We start from the raw sequence: 703 nt of genomic DNA, 5'->3' as shown, positions 1-703 counted from the left end.
AACTGCAAGCCTTCTTTGCGCTAGATGAGTTGGCAAAAGGCATTCATGAAATGGATACACAAATCACGAAGGCGGAAAAAGAAGCTGAAAGAGAAATGAAGAAAAAGCGAGAAGAATGGGCGAACCATCATCCAGTGGAGGCGTGGCTTCAAGACGTTTCTGCTAGTATCGGTAAGAAATGGGATGAATTAGAAAAAGGAACAAGATGGTTAGGGATGTTAGGCACGAACTATCCTGCCCTGAAAAGACTTTCTGATGATCTCTTGGTGTTAGAAGGTTTTATAGGCGCGGCAGGTTCCGCTATTAGTGGGATTGCGATAGGTGCAAGTAAGCTCGGTTCGCTTGTCTGTAACTTGGTTGCATTGGGATGGAACTCTGCAACAGGGCAAGAGACAGCCCAATGGAGGATGGACGATCTCAACGCGACTTTGCAAGGGGTGAAGAAACTTGCCGAATATGGGATTGTAAGCTCTATCACAATTACGGCTCCTTATCTTAGTGTTTTCTTAAATAATCCCGCATACACGGACAAAATTCCCGTGCTAGATAACCTCGCTAGAACCTTTAGAAAAGACCAAAAAGAAATGTTCAACACAGTGAAAGGTTATGTAGAAAAAGCTCTGACCGACCCTTATGCTTTTGGTGGCATGTTATTTGATTTTGGCAGTTGTTTTGTCGGCGTTGGTGAAGTAAGCGCCGCAGT

At 44.4% G+C, this 703-nt stretch carries 1 pseudogene; it reads left to right on the top strand.

Annotated features, from left to right (window positions below):
- Positions 1–703: pseudogene (locus U860_RS32315) on the top strand (hypothetical protein); the annotation flags it as partial.

The sequence above is a fragment of the Bacillus sp. H1a genome (genome assembly GCF_000633475.1).
GTDB classification, from domain to species: domain Bacteria; phylum Bacillota; class Bacilli; order Bacillales; family Bacillaceae_G; genus Bacillus_A; species Bacillus_A paramycoides.
The sequence above is the reverse complement of the archived record's forward strand: the minus strand, read 5'-3'. Positions and strand labels throughout refer to the sequence as shown.